The 21,125-nt window shown below is 45.1% G+C and carries 24 protein-coding genes, 4 tRNA genes and 1 pseudogene; all 29 read right to left on the minus strand.

Translation table 11 applies throughout. From position 1 onward, the window contains the following. Positions 1-250 precede the first annotated feature (250 nt). Positions 251-634, minus strand: coding sequence for a 50S ribosomal protein L7/L12 (gene rplL / locus BWI93_RS21420; RefSeq protein WP_094815097.1), 384 nt, complete (start codon positions 632-634; stop codon positions 251-253). 121 nt (positions 635-755) lie between these two features. Further along, positions 756-1,292, minus strand: a complete 537-nt coding sequence (gene rplJ / locus BWI93_RS21425) for a 50S ribosomal protein L10 (RefSeq protein WP_094815099.1) — start codon at positions 1,290-1,292, stop codon at positions 756-758. 3 nt (positions 1,293-1,295) lie between these two features. Next, the gene (gene rplA, locus BWI93_RS21430; protein ID WP_094815101.1) at positions 1,296-1,994 is read right to left on the minus strand and encodes a 50S ribosomal protein L1; all 699 of its coding nucleotides are present in this window, start codon (positions 1,992-1,994) and stop codon (positions 1,296-1,298) included. A 69-nt stretch (positions 1,995-2,063) separates the two neighbouring features. Beyond that, on the minus strand, positions 2,064-2,507 hold the full coding sequence (rplK, locus tag BWI93_RS21435; protein ID WP_094815103.1) for a 50S ribosomal protein L11: 444 nt from the start codon (positions 2,505-2,507) through the stop codon (positions 2,064-2,066). A gap of 145 nt (positions 2,508-2,652) precedes the next feature. Next, complete coding sequence (gene nusG / locus BWI93_RS21440) at positions 2,653-3,213, minus strand: transcription termination/antitermination protein NusG (protein ID WP_094815105.1); 561 nt, start codon at positions 3,211-3,213, stop codon at positions 2,653-2,655. A gap of 98 nt (positions 3,214-3,311) precedes the next feature. Next, positions 3,312-3,506, minus strand: a complete 195-nt coding sequence (gene secE / locus BWI93_RS21445; protein ID WP_094815107.1) for a preprotein translocase subunit SecE — start codon at positions 3,504-3,506, stop codon at positions 3,312-3,314. 94 nt (positions 3,507-3,600) lie between these two features. Then, positions 3,601-3,671, minus strand: a tRNA-Trp gene (locus tag BWI93_RS21450). Positions 3,672-3,828: 157 nt separating this feature from the next. Further along, complete coding sequence (gene tuf / locus BWI93_RS21455; RefSeq protein WP_094815108.1) at positions 3,829-5,013, minus strand: elongation factor Tu; 1,185 nt, start codon at positions 5,011-5,013, stop codon at positions 3,829-3,831. A gap of 165 nt (positions 5,014-5,178) precedes the next feature. Beyond that, positions 5,179-5,250, minus strand: a tRNA-Thr gene (locus BWI93_RS21460). Positions 5,251-5,394: 144 nt separating this feature from the next. Beyond that, a tRNA-Gly gene (locus BWI93_RS21465) sits at positions 5,395-5,467 on the minus strand. Positions 5,468-5,517: 50 nt separating this feature from the next. Beyond that, positions 5,518-5,600, minus strand: a tRNA-Tyr gene (locus tag BWI93_RS21470). A gap of 268 nt (positions 5,601-5,868) precedes the next feature. Beyond that, positions 5,869-6,843: an outer membrane beta-barrel protein gene (locus BWI93_RS21475; protein WP_094815109.1), complete on the minus strand. Its 975-nt coding sequence runs from the start codon at positions 6,841-6,843 to the stop codon at positions 5,869-5,871. A gap of 53 nt (positions 6,844-6,896) precedes the next feature. Then, a complete protein-coding gene (locus BWI93_RS21480) occupies positions 6,897-7,676 on the minus strand; it encodes a hypothetical protein (RefSeq protein ID WP_094815110.1) in 780 nt (259 codons plus the stop codon). Between the two features lie 4 nt (positions 7,677-7,680). After that, a complete protein-coding gene (locus tag BWI93_RS21485; RefSeq protein ID WP_233207865.1) occupies positions 7,681-8,247 on the minus strand; it encodes an RNA polymerase sigma factor in 567 nt (188 codons plus the stop codon). Between the two features lie 161 nt (positions 8,248-8,408). After that, positions 8,409-8,681 (minus strand): hypothetical protein, encoded by a 273-nt coding sequence (locus BWI93_RS21490; RefSeq protein ID WP_094815112.1) that lies wholly within the window; start codon positions 8,679-8,681, stop codon positions 8,409-8,411. 15 nt (positions 8,682-8,696) lie between these two features. Beyond that, positions 8,697-9,248 carry a DUF420 domain-containing protein gene (locus tag BWI93_RS21495; protein WP_094815113.1) on the minus strand — a complete coding sequence of 184 codons (552 nt, stop codon included), beginning with the start codon at positions 9,246-9,248 and terminating at the stop codon, positions 8,697-8,699. Continuing rightward, the gene (locus BWI93_RS21500) at positions 9,245-9,961 is read right to left on the minus strand and encodes an SCO family protein (RefSeq protein WP_094815114.1); all 717 of its coding nucleotides are present in this window, start codon (positions 9,959-9,961) and stop codon (positions 9,245-9,247) included. The genes BWI93_RS21495 and BWI93_RS21500 overlap by 4 nt, the downstream gene beginning before the upstream one ends. A 56-nt stretch (positions 9,962-10,017) precedes the next feature. Further along, positions 10,018-10,350 (minus strand): cytochrome C oxidase subunit IV family protein, encoded by a 333-nt coding sequence (locus BWI93_RS21505; RefSeq protein ID WP_094815115.1) that lies wholly within the window; start codon positions 10,348-10,350, stop codon positions 10,018-10,020. Between the two features lie 12 nt (positions 10,351-10,362). Next, positions 10,363-11,123, minus strand: a pseudogene (locus BWI93_RS21510) (cytochrome c oxidase subunit 3). 73 nt (positions 11,124-11,196) lie between these two features. Then, complete coding sequence (locus tag BWI93_RS29760) at positions 11,197-11,478, minus strand: heme-copper oxidase subunit III (RefSeq protein WP_369679198.1); 282 nt, start codon at positions 11,476-11,478, stop codon at positions 11,197-11,199. Beyond that, complete coding sequence (locus BWI93_RS29765) at positions 11,454-11,789, minus strand: hypothetical protein (RefSeq protein ID WP_369679199.1); 336 nt, start codon at positions 11,787-11,789, stop codon at positions 11,454-11,456. Before BWI93_RS29765 ends, BWI93_RS29760 begins: the two co-directional genes overlap by 25 nt. Positions 11,790-11,827: 38 nt before the next feature. After that, positions 11,828-12,718 carry a heme o synthase gene (gene cyoE, locus BWI93_RS21520; protein WP_094815116.1) on the minus strand — a complete coding sequence of 297 codons (891 nt, stop codon included), beginning with the start codon at positions 12,716-12,718 and terminating at the stop codon, positions 11,828-11,830. Beyond that, positions 12,711-13,724 (minus strand): heme A synthase, encoded by a 1,014-nt coding sequence (locus tag BWI93_RS21525; protein WP_094815117.1) that lies wholly within the window; start codon positions 13,722-13,724, stop codon positions 12,711-12,713. Before BWI93_RS21525 ends, cyoE begins: the two co-directional genes overlap by 8 nt. A 164-nt stretch (positions 13,725-13,888) precedes the next feature. Continuing rightward, positions 13,889-15,784 carry a cbb3-type cytochrome c oxidase subunit I gene (locus BWI93_RS21530; RefSeq protein ID WP_094815118.1) on the minus strand — a complete coding sequence of 632 codons (1,896 nt, stop codon included), beginning with the start codon at positions 15,782-15,784 and terminating at the stop codon, positions 13,889-13,891. 30 nt (positions 15,785-15,814) lie between these two features. Then, complete coding sequence (locus tag BWI93_RS21535; protein WP_094815119.1) at positions 15,815-16,942, minus strand: cytochrome c oxidase subunit II; 1,128 nt, start codon at positions 16,940-16,942, stop codon at positions 15,815-15,817. 69 nt (positions 16,943-17,011) lie between these two features. Further along, positions 17,012-18,331, minus strand: coding sequence for a quinol:cytochrome C oxidoreductase (locus tag BWI93_RS21540; protein WP_094815120.1), 1,320 nt, complete (start codon positions 18,329-18,331; stop codon positions 17,012-17,014). A 79-nt stretch (positions 18,332-18,410) separates the two neighbouring features. After that, positions 18,411-19,037 carry a cytochrome c gene (locus BWI93_RS21545; RefSeq protein ID WP_094815121.1) on the minus strand — a complete coding sequence of 209 codons (627 nt, stop codon included), beginning with the start codon at positions 19,035-19,037 and terminating at the stop codon, positions 18,411-18,413. 67 nt (positions 19,038-19,104) lie between these two features. Further along, positions 19,105-19,644, minus strand: coding sequence for a DUF3341 domain-containing protein (locus BWI93_RS21550; protein WP_094815122.1), 540 nt, complete (start codon positions 19,642-19,644; stop codon positions 19,105-19,107). 31 nt (positions 19,645-19,675) lie between these two features. Beyond that, positions 19,676-21,088 carry an NrfD/PsrC family molybdoenzyme membrane anchor subunit gene (nrfD, locus tag BWI93_RS21555; protein WP_094815123.1) on the minus strand — a complete coding sequence of 471 codons (1,413 nt, stop codon included), beginning with the start codon at positions 21,086-21,088 and terminating at the stop codon, positions 19,676-19,678. Between the last annotated feature and the right edge of the window lie 37 nt (positions 21,089-21,125).

The following is a 21,125-nucleotide window of genomic DNA, read 5'->3' on the forward strand; positions in this document are numbered from 1 at the left end:
GGGGGTAAGAACGCTTGGGATAGACCCTTAGATCATATCAGGCGTGTTGCCTGTATAAGATAGAACGCAATACGTACGCAGTTAGTTTCCAGCCAAAGACTTTTGTAGGTGATGAGCTTAGTACTGGGTATCAGTCCATTAGCTACAAAAGAACGGGTTACTGAAAACTTTAACCTTTTAACGCAGGAAAGACCCAGCCAAATGACCGGGTCTATCTTGTGATAGAATGAATCTTCTATCGTAGCGTGAATTACTTCACTTCTACTTCAGCACCAGCTTCTTCCAAAGATTTCTTCAGAGCTTCAGCTTCGTCTTTGCTTACGCCTTCTTTAACGGCTTTAGGAGCACCGTCAACGAGTTCTTTCGCTTCTTTCAGGCCCAGACCGGTCAGGTCTTTCACCACTTTCACCACTTGAAGTTTACCAGCACCAGCTGACTTCAGGATTACGTCGAAAGAAGTTTTTTCTTCAGCTGCTGGAGCAGCGTCTCCACCAGCAGCACCACCAGCTACCATTACGGGAGCAGCAGCAGCAGGCTCAATGCCATACTCATCCTTCAGGATTTGTGCCAGTTCGTTAACTTCTTTAACCGTCAGGTTTACAAGCTGCTCAGCGAATGCTTTTAAATCTGCCATTTTATTATGCTTTAAATTTTTTCGAAATGATTAAAAACAGAGTGATATATATTCAGGCTTGGAAGCCAAATCAATGTTCAGGGCCAGCTTCGGAAATGGTTTCTTCAGCCGACTTACTGAATTACTCAGGACGCTCAGAAAGCGTTTTGAGGATACCAGCCAGTTTGTTGCCGCCACTCTGCAGACCGCTGATAACGTTCTTGGCAGGTGATTGTAACAGACCGATGATTTCGCCAACGAGTTCTTGTTTCGATTTCAGAGAAATCAGGGTTTCGAGTTGGTCTTCACCAGCGAATACGCTGTAATCAACCGAAGCACCTTTGAACTTAAGTTTGTTGGCTTTACCAGATTCCTTAATGAAATCCTTGATCAGTTTCGCAGGTACTTTACCTGATTCCGTGTGGAACATGATTCCACTGAAACCTTTCAGTACGCCTTCGTTAAAGGCCGAATAGTCCGTATCTAATTGCTCAAGAGCTTTTGCAATCAGCGTATTTTTTACTACCCGGTACTCAACGCCAGCCTGGAAACATTTCCGACGAAGGTCGTTTGTCTGAGCTACAGACATGCCAGCCGCGTCGGTGATATAGAAGTAAGGAGTAGACTTGAACTTTTCAGCCAGCTCCTCAATGATCGCACCTTTTTCTTCTCTCGTCATGACTTACAGACCGTTTACAGTGTTTTTATCGATTTCTACACTCGGGCTCATGGTACTAGACAGGAAGATGCTCTTCACATAGGTACCTTTGGCCGAAGAAGGCTTCAGTTTAACCAGGGTATTGATTACTTCCTGGGCATTCTCAGCCAACTTATTCGCATCAAAAGATACTTTACCAATCGAAGTATGGATGATACCTGTTTTATCTACTTTGAAGTCGATTTTACCGGCTTTCACCTCGCGAACGGCGTTACCTACTTCCAGCGTAACGGTACCAGATTTAGGGTTAGGCATCAAGCCACGGGGACCGAGGATTTTACCTAAACGACCGATTTTAGCCATTACCGTAGGCATCGTGATGATTACATCGATGTCCGTCCAACCACCCATGATCTTTTCGATATACTCGTCCAAACCTACGTAGTCAGCACCGGCAGCCTTCGCTTCTTCCACTTTGTCGGGAGTACAAAGAACCAGTACCCGAACGTCTTTACCCGTTCCGTGGGGAAGGGCAACCACGCCACGTACCATTTGATCCGCTTTACGGGGATCTACACCTAAGCGAACGTCAATGTCAATTGAAGCGTCGAATTTGGTGTAAGAAATCTCTTTCAAAATCGCCGCAGCTTTCTCCAGTTCATATGCCTGAGCCTGGTCGAATTTTGAACGAGCTTCTTTTTGCTTTTTAGTTAACTTTGCCATGTTTATGGACTATTTTGGGGTGATGACGAGCTTTCCTACGCGTAGGTCTGCTCTCCCCCGTTGGGAAAATTATTCTTGCCAGGGAGCAGTACCTGAAACCGTGATCCCCATACTGCGAGCCGTTCCAGCAACCATTTTCATAGCCGCTTCGATCGTAAAGCAGTTCAAATCGGGCATTTTCGTTTCAGCAATCGTTTTCACCTGATCCCAGCTTACTGAGCCCACTTTCTTCAAGTTAGGCTGAGCAGAACCCAGTTTCACTTTAGAAGCTTCGAGCAGCAGGTTAGCAGCAGGAGGCGTTTTGATTACGAAATCAAACGACTTATCTGAATAGTAGGTAATCAGTACAGGCAATACCTGACCCATTTTATCTTGGGTACGAGCATTGAACTGCTTGCAGAATTCCATGATGTTCAGACCTTTGGAACCCAGTGCCGGCCCGATTGGGGGCGATGGGTTAGCCTGTCCACCTTTCACTTGCAATTTGACGTATCCGGTGATTTGCTTAGCCATTGTTTGGATAAAATTTTGGGCTGTATCCAGCCCACGTTGCATCTATCGAAAGAAGCAGAAACGAAACTTGGGCAACTCTTTGGAAGCTTGAACTGCCATCTACCCCGGTGGCTCACAACACCCTGGGATAAGCTACGTGTTCGTCTTAGCTTTCTTTTTCTACTTGAGCGTAACTTAACTCGACGGGGGTATTACGGCCGAAGATTTTAACCGTTACGTGAAGTTTCTTCTTATCGTCGAAGATCTCTTCAATGGTTCCTGTAAAGCCGCTGAAAGGACCATCCATTACTTTAACCGATTCGCCTTTCAGGAAGGAGACCGATGAAGCAGAAGTCTCTTCGACGACCTCATCCACCTGACCCAGCATTCGTTTTACTTCAGAAGCTCGCAGGGGAACAGGAATTTTGGAATTCTTGTCTTTATCATTACTACCCAGAAACCCAATTACGCCGGGCATACTGGTAATCAAGTGCATTACTTCTCCGTTGGACAAGTCCGCTGAAATCATGATATAACCGGGGAAAAATGCTTTTTCACGGATGCGTTTTTTACCATTCCGCATTTCCACAATTTTCTCCGACGGAATCAGAATTTGCGGTACAGAGTCCTGTAATTCCTGTCTGGCTACTTCATTCTCCAGATAAGATTTTACTTTCTTCTCCTGACCGGAAACGGCCCGCAAAACATACCAATTCACGTTACTCATATTCTTCTCAGTTTTCAGTTTCCAATTTTCAGTTTTCAGTAAACGCTGCTTGGATGTACCAACTGTAAACTGTAAACTGCCAACCGTAAACGCGTTACTTACTTGGAGAGGCTATAGAAAAGATCCAGCAAATTCTGGAAACCGGCATCCATCAGTCCTACCACGATCGCGAAGATCAATGAAGCAATCAGTACTAACCAGGAGCTTGATTGGAGATCTTTGAACGGAGGCCAGGTGATATGCTGCGTCACTTCGTCCCAGGAAGCTTTAAACAAAGACGTTACCTTTTCCATGTGTTTAGTTTAAAGTTTTCAGGTTTAAAGTTTAAAGTCTGATGAAGAGCTTTCATCAAGGGGTACTTTAAACTTTAAACCTGAAACTTAGTTGCACGGGCACCAGGATTCGAACCCAGACCGAAGGTTTTGGAGACCTCTGTACTACCCTTATACTATGCCCGTGTATGCATGTACTCTTATTTTGGGACTGCAAAAATAGAGTTTTGTTTTGAGTTCGTCAACTATCTGGACAATTATTTTCCAGTAAACTGAAAACTTTTTCTCTATAAATAAAGAAAGCGTCCCGAAACGAGACGCTTTCTTTACGAATATACTAAAATTACAGAATTTCAGTAACCTGACCAGCACCTACGGTACGGCCACCTTCGCGGATAGCGAAACGCAGACCTTTATCCATAGCGATGGGGTTAATCAGGGTTACATCAATCGTGATGTTATCACCAGGCATAACCATTTCTACGTTCTCAGGTAACATGATCTCGCCCGTTACGTCCGTGGTACGGAAGTAGAACTGAGGACGGTATTTGTTAAAGAACGGCGTGTGACGACCACCTTCTTCTTTAGAGAGGATATACACCTCAGCTTTGAAGTGGTTGTGAGGCTTCACTGAACCAGGCTTACAGATAACCATACCACGACGGATATCGGTTTTCTCAACACCACGGAGGAGCAGACCTACGTTGTCACCAGCTTCTCCACGGTCAAGGATTTTGCGGAACATTTCCACACCCGTTACCGTAGATTTCAGGTTTTCAGCACCCATACCCAGAATCTCAACCGGATCACCAGAGTTGATTACACCCGTTTCGATACGACCGGTAGCTACCGTTCCACGACCCGTGATTGAGAATACGTCCTCAACAGGCATCAAGAAGGGTTTGTCGGTTTCACGAGCAGGCGTTGGGATCCAGCTATCAACTGCGTCCATCAGTTGGTCGATGGTTTCAACCCATTTGGGTTCGCCATTCAAGCCACCCAGAGCAGAACCTTGGATTACAGGAATGTTATCACCGTCGAACTGGTAGAAGCTCAGCAGGTCACGGATTTCCATTTCAACGAGTTCCAATAATTCTGGATCGTCTACCATGTCAACCTTGTTCATGAATACAACCAGCTGGGGTACACCAACCTGACGAGCAAGCAGGATGTGCTCACGAGTCTGGGGCATTGGACCATCCGTAGCAGCTACTACGATGATTGCACCATCCATTTGGGCAGCACCCGTTACCATGTTCTTCACATAATCCGCGTGACCAGGGCAGTCAACGTGAGCGTAGTGACGATTTTCAGTTTGGTATTCTACGTGTGCCGTATTGATCGTGATACCACGTTCACGTTCTTCAGGAGCGTTGTCAATTTGGGAGAAGTCTCTCTTCTCGGCCAGACCTTTCTCAGAAAGAACTTTAGTGATCGCAGCAGTCAAAGTCGTCTTACCGTGGTCAACGTGACCAATTGTACCAATGTTGACGTGCGGTTTCGAGCGGTCAAAAGTCTCCTTTGCCATTTTTTAAGAGAATTATCGGTTTCGCGATTGGGTTTAATATTGATGAAAGTGTACTTGCGAAATGAGTCACTTGCACCTTTCCTTACGAAAAAAGTCCCTCTCTATGCGGAGAGGGATTTCGCAATGCCTGATCTTTCAACCTAAACTACGGAAAGAAAGTTTCAGAGCCTTTGAGGGGATTTGAACCCCTGACCTCTTCCTTACCAAGGAAGTGCTCTACCCCTGAGCTACAAAGGCAATAATCTTTACTTACGTTTGAGATTTACAAGTAAGCGGCAAATCTCCGTTGTAATGGGTAAATCTTACGAGCGTAACTGAAACTTTACACAAAAATTCTTCCCGAATGGAAAGAATTTTAAAAACTAAACGCTCAAATGTTTGAGCGGGCGACGAGGCTCGAACCCGCGACCTGCAGCTTGGAAGGCTGCCGCTCTACCAACTGAGCTACGCCCGCATACGACTAAACTAAAATAAGAACCCGACCCAACGGGTTCTTATCAATTGTGGGGCGAGATGGATTCGAACCACCGTAAGCATACGCTAGCAGATTTACAGTCTGCCCCATTTGGCCACTCTGGTATCGCCCCAAATGGTAATTCTTTTAATCTTGTATCAGAGAACTTTTTCCCTTTACCTTCCGGTTTGGAGTTGCAAAAGTATAGTGTTCTTTAGCCCATGTCAAGCCCCTGCTTAAAAAAAGTTCGTCTCCCCCTCTCTGTGTTCAGCTTTACTACAAGCTAAGCCTTTCATTGTCAAACGCTTCACACTTTTGATTCCACTCAAAAAAAAATTTATTCTTTTTGAAAAAAGAGCAGCCGACTCGTCGACTGCTCTTTTCCTGGATTCTGATGAGCCTTAGTTTAGACGAACACCAAAGCTAACGGCCTGTACGCGGGGACCACGTGCTTCCTGATACAACTCATTAAGGTCATATTGGAAAAACAGATCGACAGAGTTACGGAATCCAATTTCTGCCATCAGTCCGTACCGAAAATCGTTCAACCAGTAGCCAGCGTGATTATGGTCTTTCTTGTTATTCTGCGTTTTAGTTTTCGTATAGCTATCCAACCGATAGCCGACGTAGCCCCCCGCCCCAATATGTGAAACGGCTCCTTTGCGGATGGCAATGGTTGGCATTACGGGTACGGTCACGTAACACACGGTAAGTTTACTCTTTTTCAGCGGTTCCGTAAACTCAGTAAATTCAATGCGTTCAGGCCCTTTTCTGGCTACATTATTCCCTTCGAACATAAAGTTATACCAAGTGAACTCAAAGCCCAGTCGCATTCGCAATGCTACGTCTTCACCTTTGATGAGCGTTGGATTCCGGTAAAACCCGAGCGAGAAAAAGCGTGATCCCAGCGGACGTAAATCGTAGTCTTCCGGATTATAATTCAGATCTTCTTTTTTACCGTAAGCGTTTAAGCCAAAAGAAATTACGAAGTTATCCTGATCGTTTTGCCACCACGGACGCGTACGCTTTACTCGTTTACTGCCTTTGTAGTAAACGGTATCTCCGCTCGAAGTAATCCGGTAACCATTCAGCTCAATTCCTACTTTCTCCAGATACTTCTCTCCGTCTATCTCACCCAACGTGATCCGAGTAGTACTCCGCTGTGAAGTGGAATCAATCTTACCGCCGACATCCTTCAGCAAACGATTTACGTCGTAGTTGAGTAGCTTTTTTAATTCCTCCTTATTCTCTCCGTAAATGATAATGCGGGACTTATCTCCCATCACTACAATAATCGAATCCCGAACAATATCACTGGCAGAAGCCATGCCCAGCGTCCCTAGAAAGGCCAGCAAAGCGGTAAAGATGCGTTTCATAAGATATTTCTAACGATTTAACTTCCAGATGTCCAATACGTACAAAAGGTTGCTTAATTCTTTTTAAAAAGATTGTCCTCAGTCCGGGCCATAATCATTTTTCCGTCCAGACCCACTTCTTTCCACTCTCCTTCCTGAATGTGTTTGATACCTTTGGCCAGACGAGAGAAGAATTTACCCTTCGAACGTTTCCCCATCGCTTCGTCTCTGGCTTCACCTGGAGCAGCTTCACTGGTTTCCGTTACTTTGACTATAAAAACTTTGGGTTCTACCGCTTCCTGAGTTTTTGTAACTGCCCGAGCAACCATTTCTTCAGGTGCATTTGTGGCGACGTTTACAGACGGCTTAGTCTCTGCCATTTGTGGCGTAGGACTCACTGTAGGGGTAGCGACGGCGAGCTGTTCTTCAACCGGTACTGGTCGTGTCTTCGGCTCCACAACTTTTGCTGGCTGTGCTTTTCTTTTTGTGATAGCCAGTTCTGCCTGCGGTGTCCGTTCAATAGTTGTCTCGACTGCATTGGGCGTAACCTCAGGTTTTGCTTCTTGCTGAGGAGTAGCGATGGGCTGTACCACTTGAGGTTTTTCTACTGCTAACTCCGGACCCCTGGATGTAGTAGATGGTTGAATCATCCACCAACCCGCTAGCAGCAATACGCCTACGGAAGCCGCTGCCGAGTACCTAGCCCATAAAGGCAATCCTTTCCGCTGCGTATGGCTATTGTTCAGCCGTGACTCCAGCTTATTCCAGGCTTCAGATCGGGGTACTTGCTCGTGATTCTTTAATTTTCCGGCAAACAAGTGGTCAATCGGATGATTTTCTTTCGGTTCTTTCATACGATTAATAATTTATTGACAACCGGGCATCGGTTTCGGTAATGAGCCGTTGTAACAACGCTCTAGCCCGGTGTAATTGCGATTTGGATGTACTCTCGGTTATTTGCAAGGTACGAGCAATTTCTTCATGGCTGTACCCATCAATAGCGTATAAGTTAAATACTGTTCGGTAACCCGTAGGCAGCTGATCTACCAGCTTGAGTAAATCAGCTACTTCAAGCGATGTCTCAGGTAGCTGCGGATCGGGTTCATACAGGATTTCATCATAACTCGTTTGCCAGCCCAGCTGTTTTTTCGAACGCAACGCCATCAGACATTCATTGACTACAATTCGACGAATCCAACCCTCAAAACTTCCCTCCAGCTTAAACTGACTGATGCGTTCAAACACTTTCACAAACCCTTCCACCATGCATTCTTCAGCTTCGTACTCATCTTTGAAATATCTTCGGCAAACGGCTAGCATCCGGGCCGAGTACTTTTCGTACACCCGTCGCTGGGCTTTAGGGTCGGCCTTCTGACAGGCTTTCACCAATTGCTCTTCCGTTTGAAATAAAGATAAAAGTTTCACAAGACGGGATAAGGGTGGTTCTACTGACTCGTAGATGCTGAGCCATCTACAAAGGTTGCAGGGCTTCTTAAAATTTATTGTAAAGTAATAGAAAAATAAAAACCTTCCAGTCAGGGACCGGAAGGCTATCTATCGGCAATAAATCAATCACTATAATTCAACTACTGTTGGGTAATGCCTTTCATGCGTTGCCAAAGAGCTATTTTCTGAGCGTATTCCTTACGGCTGCTACGGTACCAGAAGTAAGCAATCAAAGCCACAATTAAATAAGGCATGACTAGCAGATATAAAATTCCCGTATTCAGGCCAGAACCACTCAGATAATGACCATCACTATACGTACTTTCTACGGAAGCCCGACACATAGCACATTGGGCGAACGTAAGGGTACAGGAAAGCAGTACCAATACACCGGAAGCCAGCAAACGTTTCATTGGTTATGGAAAACTTTATTGGTAATACGGACTAATCATCAAATAAGCAATCACACCTGTTACAGATACATATAGCCATAAAGGATACGTCACTTTCACAATTCGCTTATGCCGTGGGATCTGGTTACTCCAGGCATAATATACCGCCAGTAATACAAAGGGAACAACGATGATGGACAGTACAATATGGCTAACTAAGATAACGTAATAAAAAGTTCGTACGCTTACGCCCGCTCCACCAAAAGCAGTCGATTCGTTGGTCAGGTGGTATAAGACATAAGAAACCAGAAAAAACGAACCGAGTACAAAAGCCGTTTGCATGGCCCGTCGGTGAGCCGTAATGTTCCCCCGCTTGATCATCAAATATCCTATAACCAGCAGAACAGAAGTAGCCGTATTGATAAGGGCATTCAGATGGGGCAAAAGTTTCGTCCATTCACCGAGTTGTAACTTCGGTACCCGTGGATTGAGAAGCACCGCTACCGCCAGGGGGATAGCAACAGATAAAATGCGAATGAGTCGCAGGTAGCTCTTTTGCTTTTCCTGCGGTATCGTCAACGGACTCATTTGGATTCTCGTTTTTTATAAATATCCAGTAATACCCTAATCTCAAGGATTAACCGATCAATTTCTTCTTTATCCTCACCATCATAGTAGCCCCGAATAACGCCCTCTTTATCTACTAGTACCAGTTTGCTGTCATGCGTAAAAGCATCTGCAGTTTGGGCGTTGTCATCCTGTACAGCCAGCTTGTACCCTTTGATAGCCAGTTGATAGATCTGGGGTTTGTTACCCGTTAGAAATACCCACTTGCCAGGTTCAGCATCATAACGTTTGCCGTACGAACGTAGAACTGATGGAGTATCATGCGTAGGATCAATCGAATGGGAAACGATCAACACATTTGGATTATTGATAAACACATCCTGAATGCGGTTTAATTGCGTTGCCATCTTCGGACAAATCGTTGGACAACGACTAAAGAAAAAATCAGCTACTACGATTTTCCCTTTCAGCAGGTCCTGATTTACCCAAGTACTATCCTGATTAAGCAAATGAAACGCCGGAATCGTATGATAAAGTGTATCCTGCTCGGGCTCCCACCAGGCTTTATTTGGGCCATTTTTCTTAATGATCACCTGGTTGGTCAGTGTATCTCGTAACGGAAAATACCGGGGCAGTGAATAGTGATTGACACCCCCAAAGCGAATCCACAAAAAGAATAAAACCGGAATCACTAACATCAAGATTAGGATTCCGGCTTTTTTAATATTCCACATAGCTATTGCTCCTCATGAAGCGTACATACGCTTCTGAATCGTTCCAGACTAAACGCTTAGTAAGAAGAGATGAAACCACCTTCCAGCAACAAAGCCAGTACTAACCACGCAATGAAAACGAGCGGGACAATAATGGTCCAGAATAAACTCTTGGTTTCACCCGACAAGTGCATGAATTCACCCATGATGTATGCAGCCTTTACAATGGTCATAATCACGAAGATGGATACCTTCAACAAGTGCATGTTGTGGGGCAAGGTAAACGCTACGACGAATTCGAGAACCGTAATGAGTAATAGAATCCAAAAAGTACGCCAAATCTTTTTCGTTTGCGGCTTGGCTACCATCTTGCCATCCTTCTCTACATATTCATTGTATTCCGATGCCATATTTCTTTTCGATTATACCAGGTAAAAAAATGTAAATACAAAGACCCAGACGAGATCCACAAAGTGCCAGTACAGACCAACTTTTTCGACCATTTCGTAATGTCCGCGACGCTCGTAAAGCCCCATACAAACATTAAAGAATACGATGATGTTCAAAACAACGCCAGAGGTTACGTGCGTACCGTGGAAACCCGTAATAAAGAAGAAGAAATCAGCAAAAGGTTGCGGACCATACTGGTTCACATGCAGGTTAGCTCCGAATACATCTTTCGTTACCTGTACACCATTGATTACGTCCGTTAAAGTAGTAGGCGTATCAGTACCCGTAATGAAGTGACCCCACTCCCAGGCTTGTGAGCCCAAAAAGGTGATACCACCCAAGATCGTCCACAGCATCCATTTTTCAACATCAGCTTTGTCTTTCCGGTGACCAGCTTCAACCGCTAATACCATCGTTACTGAACTAAAAATCAAAATGAAGGTCATCAATCCTACGAAAACCAGAGGTAACTGATACCCGTGGAAGAAAGGAACCGCTTCAAATACGCGTTCTGGAATTGGCCAGTACTGATTCGAAAAAACGAATTTGTCAATTTCTCCGTCGTATGCTGGGTGGGCATAACGCACCAGCCATATGCAATTAACAGGCCGGAGAAAGAAAAGGCATCTGATAAGAGGAACAACCACATCATCAGTTTACCATAGCTGGCTTTCATCGGTTCGGCACCGCCCAGCCATAGTTGTTTCGGTTCAGCAGCAGCATGTGTTGCCATGTACGCTAATTCAGTTTACAGTTAATAATTTCGTTTTTCGCTCCGTTGAGAGGCGTAATATCGTGGCTTTTTACTAGCGGAAATTCAGCAAGAAGATGAAAAGGTAGAGCCACAAAGCATCTAAAAAGTGCCAGTACATCGCTGCCATTTCAATACGGTCTCTTTTTTTCGCGTGGATTTGCATTCGCCAGGCTGCCACAAAAGCAAAGATTAAAACAATCAGACCACTAATGATGTGCAGGCCGTGAATAAAAATCAATACGTCAAAAAAAGAAACAGCTGGATTACCAACCAGGAATAATTTCTGATGAACTAACTCGTAGAAACCTTCTACTTGCAGGTACAGAAATACCAAGCCGAGTGCAAAAGTAATCGAAATCGCTGTTTTGAGTTGGCCAATTGGTCTTTTTTTGCAGCTCGTACCGATAAATGCATAAAAAGACTACTGATCAACAGAACACCAGTACTATACCAGAAAATCATTGGTATTTCAAACTCAAGCCAGTTCCCTTCAGCCCGGCGTACTAAATACGCACTGGTCCAGCCCGCAAAGGACATGGTGATGGCGGCAATCGTTAGCCAGAGCATGAATTTCTTAGGATGAAAAGAAAAGGTGGGTTTGGCTTCTTCCATCAAACTTGGGGCAGATGTTATTTCAGTATTCATGACGATGTAAATGCTGCGATTACGTTAAAAAAGCTACGTTAAGCTTTATCCAGTAAAAATACGATTTGGAGAATCGGCAGATAGGTAATGGAAACGAAAAACAAACGACGGGCGGCGGCATCACTGATTTCCCGCTTTAAATAGAACGCATGACCCAGGAAAAGAAGTCCACCAATGGTAGCGATAATCGCTGAAGTCATACCTGTAATGCCTAACTCATAGGGAATCCAGCCTAACGGTACCAGGAATAAGGTATAACCAATGATAGCCCGGGCGGTTTTTGCTCCTTTGTCTCCTTTGTAGGGTAATAACTGGATTCCCGCCTGTTTGTAATCTTCATCGATCATCCAGGCCAATGCCCAGAAATGTGGGAACTGCCAGAAAAACTGAATGGCAAATAATACGCCAGGCTCCCAACCAAACTGATTCGTAGCAGCTACCCATCCAATCATGGGAGGCAAGGCTCCGGGAATGGCTCCTACAAATACGGCAATCGGTCCTGAACGTTTTAACGGCGTGTAAACAAACCCGTATAAGATGACCGAAAGAATGGCTACGATAGCCGAACGAAAATTGAAGAAATGGACAAACAGAAAAAGGCTGAATACGGTCAGCAACAAACAGTAGATAGTGGCTTCGCGTACCGTCAGTCGTCCTGAAGGTAAAGGCCGATTCCGCGTACGTTTCATCAACGCATCGCTATCCTTTTCATAAATCTGATTAATGATGTTCGAAGCTGCTGTAATGAAAAATCCGGCAATTGTAATCAGAATCAGTTTCGCCCAGTCTACTTCTTTAACAGCCAGATAATAACCAAAGGCTCCGGATAAAGCAACAAAGCTACTCAGGCGATGCTTGAGTAATTCAACATATGCTTTCGCTTTTTCCTGCCAGGTAAGTTCTAATACACTCGTTTTTACTTCAGACATTGCTCGTTCCTAAGGCCGCTGAATAGGGATCAGTCGATGCCGCTTTAATGGTACCGAACACACGTTCGGCATTCAACAGTAAATAAGCTACAAATTGGACGCCCAGCATGATCAATGCCAGCGTAAGGTGTACGGGTTGTAAGTAAGCCGGAATGGAGAAATACGCCATGCCGATACCCGTCAGAATTTCAATAACTACCAAAGCCAGCATCGCTTTAGCGTATGATTTTAGCAATCCATCCTGACGAGTGTGTTGCCACAGGGCTTTAATAAACCAGCCATGAACGAAAAGCACAACCAAAGAAAAGGACCGGTGTACATAAAACCAGAGTCCGGATTGACTAGCCTGTTCAATCCATTGGCTACGATTCTCATAACCAATCCTGAAGATGACTTCATCAATTGCTTCGCGTACCTGCGTCCCCATTAACACCTGAACTACCGAAAGAGCAATAGCCCAGCCCAGTAATCGGTTTAATAAAGGTTTATTCCGTACCTTCTCCACTTCCGTTACTCTCGAATAAGCTTTGGCTACGGCGTAAATCAGTACAAAGATAATAACAATTGCCACCAGCATGTGTAGCGTAACCATCAGAGGTTTCAATTCCGTGGAAACAACTTTGGAGCCTAACCAGCCCTGGAAACCCATCAGTATGAACCCTACAAGCGAAAGCCAGACTAGGGAACGATCCTGTTTCCAGTACTTGAATGACGCCAGTAAAGTGGCAAACACGAACAGGCCGGCTAGTACACCAACCAGTCGGTTCACGTATTCCGTCCAGGTTTTCACTGGATTAAATAGTACCTCTCCTTTCAGTTTGGCTCCAAAAATTTCCTGATAATTGGCAGGTAATTGTGAGATATCGGTAGGTGGTACCCACGTTCCAAAACATCGGGGCCAGTCGGGGCAACCCATACCCGCTCCCGTACTTCGCACCACGCCACCTGCTACGACGACTAAGTAAACAACGACAATCGTAGCAATGCCTAATTTTCTAAAGTTCATAGCGGCACTGTTCCTTCTACTGGGTAACAAAGATACGACCGAAATTATTCCCCCGATAAAAAGATTTCAATCCATTCTTTCACTTGAATTTCAGAAACTATCAAAACAAAGAAAGGGCTCTTTGGGGAGCCCTTTCTTTCCAATGTATTTGGTCAGCCTCAAAATTAATGACCGCCTGACTTGGCAGACACTTCTTTCTGGAAAACGTGCAACTCTTCAATAGCTTTCTCTAAAGCAATTTGCTCCGTTTCTTCCGGTAAGTTAGACTCAGGAGTCGAAGAGAAAGGTACCGTTTGAGGAATGTAATCTTCTACTGCACCTGGTTTCGAATAATCGTAGGGCCAACGGTAGACCGCAGGAATAGGTCCTTCCCAGTTTCCGTGACCTGGTACTACCGGAGCCGTCCATTCGATCGTATTTGAACGCCAGGGGTTTTGAACGGATTTCTTACCCTTGAACATTGAGTAGAAGAAGTTCCAGGCAAACAGACCTTGCGAAGCGAACGTGACGATAGCTGCAATACTGATGAACATGTTCAAATCAGCAAAAGAGTTCGTTAGATCGTACGTTGAGAACGAGTAGTAACGACGGGGGAATCCAGCAATACCGATATAGTGCATGGGGAAGAACACGCAGAATACCCCAATAAATGAAAGCCAGAAGTGAATATAACCCAGCGTATCATTCATCATACGACCATACATTTTAGGGAACCAGTGGTAAACCCCAGCCATCAATCCAAAGAATGAGGCAGAACCCATTACTAAGTGGAAGTGAGCTACTACAAAATACGTATCGTGTAATTGGATATCCAGAGCAGCGTTACCCAGGATAATACCCGTTACCCCACCTGCGACGAAAAGCGATACCAGACCGATCGAGAACAACATAGCTGGCGTAAAGACGATATTACCTTTCCACAGCGTAGTGATGTAATTAAAGGCTTTTACAGCAGAAGGTACCGCAATGATCAGCGTCAGGAACATAAAGACCGAACCAAGGAACGGGTTCATACCTGATACGAACATATGGTGAGCCCATACGATAAAGGCCAGCAACGTAATACCTAACATGGAACCAATCATGGCACGGTAACCGAAGATAGGTTTACGAGAATTCGTAGCAATAACTTCAGAAGTAATACCAAGAGCTGGTAACAATACGATGTATACCTCAGGGTGACCTAAGAACCAGAATAAGTGCTGGAATAAAACCGCCGATCCACCTTGTTGTGGTAAAGCTTCACCACCAATATAGATTTCGGAAATATAGAAGCTCGTACCGAAGCTACGGTCAAAAATCAATAACAGAGCTGCCGCTAATAATACTGGGAATGAAAGCAAACCCAATACCGCTGTCAGGAAGAATGACCAAATTGTCAAAGGAAGCTTACTAAAAGACATTCCCCGAGTCCGCAGGTTGATAATGGTCGTAATGTAATTCAAACCTCCCATCAACTGAGAAACAATGAACAACGCCATTGAAATCAACCAAAGCGTCATCCCCATACCTGAACCATTAGAAGCCGTTGGAATAGCTGATAAAGGCGGATAAATTACCCAACCACCTGCGGCAGGTCCCGTTGAAATGAACAGGGAAGCAAACATAATCAAACCGGCTACCAGGAAGAACCAGAACGAAAGCATATTCAGGAATCCGGAAGCCATGTCACGTGCTCCAATTTGTAAGGGAATCAGGAAGTTTGAGAACGTACCGCTCAAACCTGCCGTCAGTACGAAGAATACCATGATGGTACCGTGCATCGTAACCAGAGCCAGATAGAATTCCGTTTCCAGCTTACCTTCTGCATTGATCCAGTTGCCTAAAAGCCAACGCAGTCCATCCAGTTTCAAATCAGGAAAACCTAATTGAAGACGGAACAAAATAGAAAGCAATCCACCAATGAAAGCCCAGATAATACCCGTTACCAGGTACTGCTTAGCAATCATTTTATGGTCTTCCGAGAAGACGTACTTCTGGATGAAATTTTGCTCGTGATGCTCATGCTCGTGCTCATGAACGCCATGAACGTCGTGATGATCGTCGTGAGTCAGTGCCATATCTTCTTTTTTAGTTTTTAAGATGCAGAATTAACGTAGGGAAGCGGTAGCACCCGAAGCCGCAGCCGTACTATCAGCCGGAGCTTCACCTTCAGGGGCAGACTCACCCGCAGGAGCTTCTTCAGCTGACTCCGTATACTTCATAGCTTTCGCTTTCAACCGAGCCGGTACGCGATCCAGATAACTAGTGTTGGTAGCCAGGAATGATTTTTGGGTTTTCAACCAAGCTTTGAAATCATCTTCTTCCAATACTACTACGTTCATTTTCATAGAGAAGTGACCCTGGCCACAAATCTCCGTACAATTGAGACGATACTCAAACTTAGGATCGTTCGTCTCGGCTTTCATCTCATCTGTAGTTTTCGTTGCCGTAAACCAGAATTTAGTAGGCATACCCGGCACAGCATCCATTTTCACCCGTAAGTGAGGAAGGAATACGCTATGCAATACGTCACGAGCACGAATTTTCAATAATACAGGTACTCCTTTAGGGAGATACAAGGTATTACTGATTACATCATCAAATGCAGCTTCATCCGACAGATCGATACCTACTTCGTTTGTAGCATCAATCAGTTTGTAGTTGTAGCTACCCAACTTGTTATCATCTACGCCAGGATAGCGGGCAATCCAGTTGAATTGCTTTCCCGTTACTTCAATCACGTAAGCATCCGCAGGTGCTTCCGTAGTGATGTCACGCCATACACGCCAGCCCATGAATACCATGATAGCCATGATAATAGCCGGGATTACCGTCCAGGCTAACTCCAACCGGTGGTTAACCGGATAGAACGTTGCCCGACGTTTCGGATCATACTGATACTTAAAAGCGAACGCAAACAAGAGAACGCTCGTAAGGAAGAAAGCAACCGTAACGATTCCCATGAACCACCAGAACATTGTATCGATCTCTTTACCATGAGTCGACGACGGATCAGGCAGGAAGTTAGGAGTTGCTTCAATAAAAGACCATACCCCTGCAATGCTACCCACTACGAACACAATCGGCAGTAAAGCCGCATTGATTTTGTTTGCTAATCCCGGTTCATTGCTTGACGAAGTCGAAGCGAAACCTTTGGTGAATACGGACATTCGGTTGAGTACTACCACCGTAAGCACCAACAGAACGGCCGCCAGCAAACCAACGATATAAACCATGACAATCTTTGTTTTTGATACTTTTCTATTTCAGAACACCTATCGCAAATGCAACGTTCGATCCGATTACTAAATATCGTGATGAACGGCTTCTTCCAGCATGGGGTGGTTTTTCGCCACTAACGAAGCTTTTGTCAACTGAGCCGAGATCACGTAGATAAAGGCACAGGCAAAGAATAACGTCGTACCCCATTCAATCAGTCCAAATCCTCCGTTTGCTCCTACCAGACCCGGCATCATCATTTGATAGAAATCAAAATAGTGAGCAATGATAATGGCAAAGGATCCTACTTTCAGGAATGTGAAGTTCCGTTTTGCATCACGCGTCATGAACCACAGGAAGGGTACCAGGAAGCCCATGAACAGGTTGATGAAGAAAGGAGCTTTGTAGATACCACCGTATCCGCCGAAACGCTCTTTGTAGTAGATCGTCTCTTCTGGAAGGTTAGCATAGTAGATCAACAGGAATTGAGCAAACCACACGTAGGTCCAGAAAATTGAGAAGGCAAACATGAATTTACCTAAATCGTGTAAATGGTTTTCGTTTACAGCGGGCAGGTAACCTTTTTCTTTCAGGAAGATTACGCTTAACGTCGTAACAGCCAGACCAGTTACGTGCCAGGAAGCAAAGTGATACCAACCAAACATAGTTGAGAACCAGTGCGTATCAATGGACATCGCCCAATCCCAGGCACAAGTAGAAGACGTTACGGCAAAAACAAGGATGAAGATCCGGGATAGATACTTCATTTTATACCACCATTCCGTACCTCCAATAGCATCTTCCTGTTTTGAAAGATTACGCAGGTATACCCACAATCCATACCATGAACCTAAATAAAGAACGGTACGGATTAAGAAGAAAGCATTATTCAAATACCAGCTTTTACCGGCAATGATTGCATCATAATGTTCGCTTTCAGGATCCATGATTCCTTCGTGACGCCAGTGGAAAATCTCATGTCCAAAGGCAACATAAAGAACCAGCATGATCGCTCCCGAAAAGGGAATGAAAGCCGGGAAAGCTTCAGGAATACGTTTGATGATCGAAGACCATCCAGCCCACGACAGGTACTGGATAGCCACAAAAAACATACCGATAACTGAAATACCAGTAAAGAATTCTGCATTCATCCAGAGGTTGCCTACTACACGTTTACCCCAGGCGGGCAAGCCGTGATGAGCTTCGTGTCCATGAGCGGCGTGTTCTGCGTGCTCATGTACGTGATTAAGTCCAATTCCCCAACCTTTTGCTACTAAAAACGCACCAATCAAAAGAGTAGCCAGACCTGCCAGCATACCGATAATCAGCTTACGCTTTGAAGAGGAGGTAAAGTCATACCATTCTTCCATCTCCGCTGGATCAAAATGGTGATTGTGCTCTGCCATTATACTTTCGTTATTCGTTATCAGTTGTTCGCTAATCGTCAATAAACCATTAACGATTCCCAGTTAACTCTTTAATAGATTAGGGTTGTTGCTGAAGTTTGTGCACGTACTGAACGATTTTCCAGCGATCTTCAGGTGATACCTGCGAACCATGAGGCCACATCCGGCCTTTTCCGTAGGTAATGACGTGATAGATATGTCCGTCGTTCAGATCTTTCAGGGCGTCGCTTGAATACACGGGTACCCCGCCGTATTTTTTTCCTACAATACCATCGCCTTTACCCGTACCACCGTGGCAGTGCAGACAATAACGACCGTAGAGCAACTCGCCCTGCTTCAATGATTTGTCAGTAGTAGGAATCGGGTTCGAAAGAACTGCTTCTGACATGGCAATACTATCAGCCGGAACGTTCCGTGCGATCAGATCCATCCGTTCCAAAGCCGACACCGTCGTATCGCCGAGCGTCGTCGTATAACTTTGCTGAGGAATAGTGCCTTTTACGGGTACCCGCATGTTCAGGTTACCTTTTCCCGTTGCACTATTGATGGGGTTCGCATCAATCTGTGACAGGGGTTCGTAGCCTACGGGATAGTACATGTTAGGAGCAAATTCCCAGGCCTGGTGTTGAGGATCACGTTTCAGGGACGCCAGCAGAACCACCACAAGGGAAGCTGCAATCCACACAAACGGTAGGTATTTTTTCATTGTCCAATCAAGTTGATATTAACGCTCGATAGAATGGCACCTGCAAACAGGTGCCCTATCCTTTCACTTAGTCTTCTTCCTCAACGATTTCTTTTACGTTGATTTCAATGGCACCGGTTTCCCGAAGAGCCTTCTCAATCTCAGCTTCTGATTTCTGGTTGGAAGCCGTATCAATCGCCATTACGAACTTATCGTCAGTACTACGCAAATCGAAAATTACCGCCTTGTTACCCCACCACAATCCATTGGTAATGAAGAAGGTAAATACCATACCAAAGGCCGTAAACAATACCGTAAACTCAAACATGGGTGGAATAAAATCCGGCAAAGCATAATAATCTTTACCCCCAATGTTCATAGGCCAATCTAAACGCATGGTATACAGCGTAAAGACAAACATCGTTATCAAACCCAGCGTACCGAACATGAATGCAACCATCGGAATCCGGGTCCGTGGGTGACCAATCGCCTTGTCCAGACCGTGTACAGGGAACGGAGTATAGACGTCATGAATCTTGATGCCGCTGGCCCGTACCGTTTTCACGGCGGCCATCACCTCGTCATCATCATCGTACACTCCTACTAAAAATCTCTTGTTGGTATCCATGAGGATTGAATGCTTTTTCCTTGAATTAAGCTTATTCGGTTACGTGTTGACCAGGTTTTTTCGAGCTGGGTTTCACTTTGTAAGGGAAACGCTCGGAAGAACTCTTCATGACTGCTTTTACTTCCGCCATATTGATTACGGGCAAGTATTTGGCAAACAACAGGAACAGGACGAAGAACAGACCGAAGGTGAAAACGTAATCCCCGATGTCAATCAGCGTCGGTGAGAACATAGCCCAGCTGGAAGGGATATAATCACGGTGCAGAGACGTTACGATAATTACGAAACGCTCAAACCACATACCGATGTTTACCACTACAGCTAAAGCAAATGTCCAGGTGATACTCCGGCGAATGCTACGAATCCAGAACAGCTGAGGCGTAACTACGTTACAGGTCATCATCGCCCAGTAAGCCCACCAGTAAGGTCCGGTAGCCCGGTTAATGAACGCATACTGTTCGTAACTAACCCCTGAATACGCTGCAATAAAGAACTCCGTGATGTAAGCGATACCTACGATAGAACCCGTAACGGTGATGATTTTATTCATCGTCTCGATGTGCTCAATCGTAATGTAATCCTGCAGTTTAAACGTCCAGCGTACAATCAGCAACAGGTTGTTTACCATGGCAAAACCTGAGAAAATAGCACCTGCTACGAAGTACGGAGGGAAAATCGTCGTGTGCCAGCCTGGAATAACAGACGTAGCAAAGTCAAAAGATACGATCGTGTGTACCGAAAGTACCAGCGGTGTAGAGATACCTGCCAGGATCAGCGATACATATTCGTAACGAGCCCAAGTTTTCGTATTTCCATTCCAGCCCATAGAAAGCAAGCCGTAAATGTATTTGGAAACTTTGCTTTTGGCACGGTCACGAATGGTTGCTAAGTCCGGAATCAAACCTGCATACCAGAACAGGCAGGATACGGAGAAGTACGTTGAAATAGCAAATACGTCCCAAACCAGGGGTGAGTTAAAGTTTACCCACAACGAACCGTACGTATTAGGGATAGGGATACACCAGTAAGCTAACCAAGCCCGACCGGCGTGCATTAAAATGAAGCTAGCGGCACAAATAACGGCGAAGATCGTCATGGCCTCTGCTGCCCGGTTAACGGACGTCCGCCACTTTTGACGGAACAGCAGAAGAATCGCCGAAATCAGCGTACCTGCGTGACCAATACCTACCCACCATACGAAGTTGGTAATGTCCCAGGCCCAACCAACGGTTTTATTCAAACCCCAGTTACCCAAACCATCCCACCAAGTCCAGAATACCGAAACCGTACCCACGGCTAGAACCAGCGAGGAAATAGCGAAAACGATCTTCCACGAGGTAGTCGGTTTTCCTTCTACCTGCCGGCATACGTCCTCGGTAATGTCGTGGTAGGATTTTCCACCTGTCACCAAAGGAGGCCTTACAACAGCACTGACGTGTGACATATTTCTAAATTTTCAGAGTTTCTATTGAATAATATGA

The organism is Siphonobacter sp. BAB-5385, from assembly GCF_002261125.1.
Taxonomy (GTDB): domain Bacteria; phylum Bacteroidota; class Bacteroidia; order Cytophagales; family Spirosomataceae; genus Siphonobacter.

Bases quoted from the DNA above. Each gene is read 5' to 3' on its own strand.
- BWI93_RS21480 (WP_094815110.1), bottom strand. From the start codon at position 7,676: ATGAAAGAACCGAAAGAAAATCATCCGATTGACCACTTGTTTGCCGGA.
- BWI93_RS21500 (WP_094815114.1), bottom strand. From the start codon at position 9,961: ATGTGGAATATTAAAAAAGCCGGAATCCTAATCTTGATGTTAGTGATT.
- rplA (WP_094815101.1), bottom strand. From the start codon at position 1,994: ATGGCAAAGTTAACTAAAAAGCAAAAAGAAGCTCGTTCAAAATTCGAC.
- BWI93_RS29765 (WP_369679199.1), bottom strand. From the start codon at position 11,789: ATGAATACTGAAATAACATCTGCCCCAAGTTTGATGGAAGAAGCCAAA.
- BWI93_RS21550 (WP_094815122.1), bottom strand. From the start codon at position 19,644: ATGGATACCAACAAGAGATTTTTAGTAGGAGTGTACGATGATGATGAC.
- BWI93_RS21475 (WP_094815109.1), bottom strand. From the start codon at position 6,843: ATGAAACGCATCTTTACCGCTTTGCTGGCCTTTCTAGGGACGCTGGGC.
- BWI93_RS21490 (WP_094815112.1), bottom strand. From the start codon at position 8,681: ATGAAACGTTTGCTGGCTTCCGGTGTATTGGTACTGCTTTCCTGTACC.
- rplJ (WP_094815099.1), bottom strand. From the start codon at position 1,292: ATGACGAGAGAAGAAAAAGGTGCGATCATTGAGGAGCTGGCTGAAAAG.
- BWI93_RS21495 (WP_094815113.1), bottom strand. From the start codon at position 9,248: ATGAGTCCGTTGACGATACCGCAGGAAAAGCAAAAGAGCTACCTGCGA.
- BWI93_RS21505 (WP_094815115.1), bottom strand. From the start codon at position 10,350: ATGGCATCGGAATACAATGAATATGTAGAGAAGGATGGCAAGATGGTA.
- rplL (WP_094815097.1), bottom strand. From the start codon at position 634: ATGGCAGATTTAAAAGCATTCGCTGAGCAGCTTGTAAACCTGACGGTT.
- BWI93_RS21540 (WP_094815120.1), bottom strand. From the start codon at position 18,331: ATGGCAGAGCACAATCACCATTTTGATCCAGCGGAGATGGAAGAATGG.
- nrfD (WP_094815123.1), bottom strand. From the start codon at position 21,088: ATGTCACACGTCAGTGCTGTTGTAAGGCCTCCTTTGGTGACAGGTGGA.
- tuf (WP_094815108.1), bottom strand. From the start codon at position 5,013: ATGGCAAAGGAGACTTTTGACCGCTCGAAACCGCACGTCAACATTGGT.
- rplK (WP_094815103.1), bottom strand. From the start codon at position 2,507: ATGGCTAAGCAAATCACCGGATACGTCAAATTGCAAGTGAAAGGTGGA.
- BWI93_RS21545 (WP_094815121.1), bottom strand. From the start codon at position 19,037: ATGAAAAAATACCTACCGTTTGTGTGGATTGCAGCTTCCCTTGTGGTG.
- cyoE (WP_094815116.1), bottom strand. From the start codon at position 12,718: ATGTCTGAAGTAAAAACGAGTGTATTAGAACTTACCTGGCAGGAAAAA.
- BWI93_RS21535 (WP_094815119.1), bottom strand. From the start codon at position 16,942: ATGGTTTATATCGTTGGTTTGCTGGCGGCCGTTCTGTTGGTGCTTACG.
- nusG (WP_094815105.1), bottom strand. From the start codon at position 3,213: ATGAGTAACGTGAATTGGTATGTTTTGCGGGCCGTTTCCGGTCAGGAG.
- BWI93_RS21525 (WP_094815117.1), bottom strand. From the start codon at position 13,724: ATGAACTTTAGAAAATTAGGCATTGCTACGATTGTCGTTGTTTACTTA.
- secE (WP_094815107.1), bottom strand. From the start codon at position 3,506: ATGGAAAAGGTAACGTCTTTGTTTAAAGCTTCCTGGGACGAAGTGACG.
- BWI93_RS21530 (WP_094815118.1), bottom strand. From the start codon at position 15,784: ATGGCACTGACTCACGACGATCATCACGACGTTCATGGCGTTCATGAG.